Raw genomic sequence first — 4571 nt, 5'->3', positions numbered from 1 at the left:
CACCGAGAGAGTTCAAACCGGTAATGTCACCGTTTGGCATGATGCTGCGCGTAATGCTGGAACCGCTGCTGATACCGGCAATGTCGTTATCGCTGAGCTCATGGTTCATGGCGCGATTGACTTGGGCCGAGGGGTTGGCATTCACGGTATTGGGGTAGGGGTCTTGGCCGCGTGAGCGACCGATTGCATAAGGTTGAACCTGGCGTTCAACCACGATCACACCATCACCGGCCGCGAGCACTGGAACGCTCACGCTGGCACTCAGTGCACAGCTGATCAGCAGGAGGCTCAGTGAGCCCTTATTGTGTGTGTCCATGGCAGTGTTCCTTGTTCTTCACGCTGACCCTAAACAGCGTTATCAGGAACAGAGCAGAACGCGTGCCGCTTTTTATTTATTGTTTATATTCAGAGGGTTGGAGATAAAACGAGGCAAAGTGATGGCGGTGCTGTTTCAGGGTTGAAACAGTGTCGCCGTCAAGGGGCATGCCCGGCCCCGCCTCAAGGGTGTCTCAGCGATGTAACACTGCACGTGACAAAGCCATGAATGCGCACCGGGCGGGCGATTCAAGCGAGGGAGGTGTTTCAAAAATGGACACTTGGGCGCGAGCAAACTCGCCGTTGCCGGCTGGCAGACTCAGCCCTTGGGGGCTTTACGCGGTATGGAATTGAGGACCGTGTTGCCGTCCTGGTTCTGGGTCAGGTAGACCGGCAGTACCTTGGGCAGGGAAGGCACGAGGTTGTTGACCTCGTTGATGTTGTAGATGCCGCCGATGCGAATCGCCCCGGTACTGGCATCTGCCAGCATCACCGGTTTGTTCAGGTAGCGGTTGATCAGCGGCAACGCGTCCGTCAGGGCCAGGTTGTCGAGTACCAGTTTGCCCTGGCGCCAGGCCAGGGTCGAATCATTGGGGTTAATCGCAGCGATTTGCGGGGTGGCATCGCCCAGGTTGTAAGTGGCCTGCATGCCTGGGGTAAGGGGCACGCTGGCGTGCTGCTTGTCACTGGAAATCTGCACCGAGCCTTCAAGCAACATCACCCGCACCTGGTCTTCATATTTCCAGACGTTGAACTGAGTGCCGGTCACCCGAACCTGGCCTTCGCCCGCCTTGACGATAAACGGGTGAAGGCGGTCATGGGTGACTTTGAAAAACGCTTCGCCCTTGTTCAAGGTCACGCGGCGTTCATCCTTGTAATGGCTGTAGACCAGTTCGGTGCCCAGGTTCAATTCAACCTGGCTGCCGTCGCCGAGGGTGACTTTGCGCAAGCCCGTGTCGGCTTCGAAATGCTCATAGGAACTGGGCAACCAGCCCGCTTCCCAGCCGGTAAAGGCGGCCAGCGGCAGGGCGGCGAGGCATATCGCGGCGGCCACCGCGTAAGTGCGCAAGCGGCTGCGCGGTTTTAACGGCAGCACAACCGCAACAGGTTCGCTGCGTGGCAGGTGGTCAGCCACGTCCCAGATTTCCAGCATGGCCGCATACTCAAAGGCATGCAGCGGATGGGCGTCGTGCCATTGTTCAAAAGCCCGACGCTCGCCCGCCGAGCAATCACTGGCATGCAGGCGCATGCACCAATGCGCGGCGGCATCGGTGATCGCGTCATAGTCGTCTTCTGAAAGGGGCTGTTGAGTCATTAAACCGTCCTGATTTCCCACATTCTAACCTCCCAAGGCGGATGGCGAGAACAGCCGTCATGGCGATTGCACATCAATTGGAACTTATTCTCGTTTGGAAACATCAGAAAACACAGGACACGAGTCCGTCATTCCCACAATGGAGAACGAATATGCTGAAGAAAACCTTAGTCGCCCTGTGTGCAACCACCGCACTGCTCAGCGCCGGCGCCGCCCTGGCCGATAAGCCGGGCGCGGGCTGGATCACCATCGAAAAAGCCATTGAAACCGCCAAGACCAAGGCCGGCTATGTCGAGGTCTACAAAGCCGAAGCCGATGACAACGGTTACTGGGAAGTCAAAGGGCGCAAGTCCGATGGCATCGTGTATGAAGCGCGTATCGATGGCGCCTCCGGCAACGTTCTGCGCGATCAGAAAGACTGACGCGACTGGCGGGGGCTGCTCAAGCCCCCGGATCCAAAACACGACCCAAGTGCGTAATCAAGTAAGTCACTGAGTCGGCATTGGCCAAAATCGTGTCAATGCGTTTGTCGGCGTTACTCATGAAGACGTCGCGGGCATCCTTGAGGTCCTTGGTGCCGGTGGTGTTCAGGACTTTTTGTCTAACGTGAGCCGTTGCAGTGTCAGGCCCATAGTCTTCCCATTGCGCCGAGTAATCATCCCAGGTCTTGAACAGCATCGTCGCGGGCGTCATGGTGGAGAGCGCGGTTCTTTGCAGGTCCTCCAGGGTTGTTTTGAGTATCTGGGCGCCCGGTTTGGCCGCGTTGATCAAGTCGGTGAACGGCCGCATCGAGTCAAGATAGGCGATGTCTTCAGTCTCGAGCTTCAAGTGCGTCAGTTCGTGAATCAGGGTACTCGCCCTGGCGTGGGCGCAGAGGTCAAAAGGTGAATTCAAACGGTTCTGGTAACTGTCCATACCTGGATCAAAGAACCGATTGAGCAGGTACAGCTTGCGCTCCCTGTCTTCAGGAATGACAAACGCGTATTGGTGCGCTGCACTGACACGGCTGGTCCCACTGACAAAACGCTTGGAGTCGGCGCTGGTCAGGGTCGGATCGCTCAGTTCATCCAATATCAGGTCGACTATTTTCTCGACTCTGCTCAACTGGTCAGGTGTCAGGCTGACGACACCGAATAATTCACCTAAAAAGCGGCCTGCCCGGCTATCGGGCGCACGCTGTTTTGCAAACTGAACGATGTTGCGTTTGCAATTGACGGTGTAATAGATCGCAACGTTTAACCCTTCTGTGATGACTTGGGCTTTCCAACTCGAGAGTGCGGCAATTTCGCGTATGCCCGTCGCCTCGATATTGATCGCTGCCCGTTCGCCGGCCCGCGTGTGCATGCGCGACATGACTTTGCCATATCGCGGGTTATGCAGGCTGAGGTCCAGCACCCATTTACCTTGTGAATTACGGCCCACATACGCGCCCACATGCTTATCCTTGGACAGGCGCCAGCGCTCGGCGGTTTTCTTCACCGCGTACACCTTGCCTGCCAGTGGCACATAGTCTTTCAAGCTCGCCTTGTCCATGTACACATGGCTGGAAGCACTCTGTTCCAGGTCCTTCAATGCGACATCGTGAGCTTCGAAAGGCTGCAACCCGGTACGCGCGGGTGCGGTGATATCCAGGGTCGTCAGGTGGGGGGCCGCGGGCAGGGTTTCGTCTGACAGGTTGGCTTGTGATACTTCCGTTTCGGTAGGCGGCGGGGCTTCGGTGCCCTCAAGCTCATTGTGCAGGGCGGCCAAATGAGCCACGCCGATGATGAAATCCTTCAGGCCGGCCTTCCACTGATGCAACTGCAATGCATCGGCTGAACGTTTGAACATTTTGTAGCTTCGCCACACCGCCAGCGGATACGCGAGTTTTCCTGCCATGAACTGAGCGGCTGCGGGGATGCCCTCGCGCAGCAGGTAGATGACCCTGTCCCAGAGCGATTTCGCGCCTTTCTCGAATTGGCAGGCGAGCATTTTGAGCAATATCTGCGTGTTGTCGTCGAACAGGTAGTGAAGGGCATTGCCGGTGACGACGGTCGAGGCCAGGCGGATATCGAGGGGGCGATGACGGTTGTTTTGCAGCAAATTGCGGTAGGTTGCCTGATGCGTCGCCTCCAGGTGCAGCACCACCCAGTCCTGAAGCTCTCCAGGCTTGGTCAATTCATCCAGCAGCGCTTGCTCGTTCGCATACTCCTTGAGTGTATGGTTTTCGCTGTAGGGCGCGTACAGCACCAGCGGCCCAGCGCTGCGGGTTGTGGGACCAATCAAGTACATCCCCAGCACCTTGGCCAGGGAAGCACCTTCGGTGGCAATCAACTCCAAGGGTCTGAACATTGCCGTTGCCCCGTCGAGCGCAGCCCGCGCCAGTGCGTCCGGCATGTCGAATACCTGCTGAACATGGCTCAGTGCCTGCGCCGTCAGCCGCTCCTGCAGCCTTTGCTCATGGGCGTATTGCAGGGTTTGCCAGGGTAACTGTCGGCAATACAGGCCTCGGCGTTTACGGCCTTCATCCGTGTTAGCGTCCAGGTGGCTTTGCAACAACTTCTGGTAAGCGCTGTTCAGATCCAGTTGGCGCACCATTTGCACCACGGCACTGGCATCCAATGTGGCCGGCAAGGCAGTCGCGTTGCGTGAGCGTGGGCGGATGTTTTCGGCGTCCAGGTCGGGCCAATGCCGCAAAGCAAAGTCGGTCAGGCTGCAGACATTCACGTCGAGCGCCTGATGCAACGGGATCATTACATCATCGGGGTTCAGTGGCTGTTCGGGATAGCGTGCCTTGAGCAACGCCAGAAGTGCCGTGTGCGCATGCTTGCCGATAGCGGTGATGCCATTGAGGTAGTCTTTTTCGTCAGGCGCACTGTTGTGATACTGCTCAAGCAGCTCGGCTTGATGAAGCTGATCCTGAGGGGGTGCCAAACCCAGCCAGACGGGCAGAGCCTGTTGA

At 57.5% G+C, this 4571-nt stretch carries 5 protein-coding genes; 2 read left to right on the top strand and 3 right to left on the bottom strand.

Translation table 11 applies throughout. The annotated features are described in order from the left end of the window. On the bottom strand, nucleotides 1-316 hold a 316-nt coding region (locus FEM54_RS25395; protein ID WP_138453530.1), incomplete at its 3' end, for a hypothetical protein. A 318-nt stretch (nucleotides 317-634) separates the two neighbouring features. Next, nucleotides 635-1630: a FecR family protein gene (locus tag FEM54_RS25390; protein WP_138453529.1), complete on the bottom strand. Its 996-nt coding sequence runs from the start codon at nucleotides 1628-1630 to the stop codon at nucleotides 635-637. Between the two features lie 152 nt (nucleotides 1631-1782). On the opposite strand from FEM54_RS25390, the gene FEM54_RS25385 reads away from it, so the two are divergent. After that, a complete protein-coding gene (locus FEM54_RS25385; protein ID WP_017138134.1) occupies nucleotides 1783-2052 on the top strand; it encodes a PepSY domain-containing protein in 270 nt (89 codons plus the stop codon). Between the two features lie 19 nt (nucleotides 2053-2071). Here FEM54_RS25385 and FEM54_RS25380 read toward each other — a convergent pair whose 3' ends face one another. Then, a complete protein-coding gene (locus FEM54_RS25380; RefSeq protein WP_338109353.1) occupies nucleotides 2072-4411 on the bottom strand; it encodes a dermonecrotic toxin domain-containing protein in 2340 nt (779 codons plus the stop codon). Between FEM54_RS25380 and FEM54_RS34410 the strand changes: the two genes are divergently transcribed. Beyond that, nucleotides 4298-4571: hypothetical protein (locus FEM54_RS34410; protein ID WP_205894429.1), on the top strand; the 274-nt coding region annotated here is incomplete at its 3' end. The genes FEM54_RS25380 and FEM54_RS34410 overlap by 114 nt on opposite strands.

The sequence above is a fragment of the Pseudomonas edaphica genome (assembly GCF_005863185.1).
GTDB lineage: Bacteria > Pseudomonadota > Gammaproteobacteria > Pseudomonadales > Pseudomonadaceae > Aquipseudomonas > Aquipseudomonas edaphica.
Note: the sequence above shows the minus strand (reverse complement) of the source record. Positions and strands in the feature narration are given on the sequence as shown.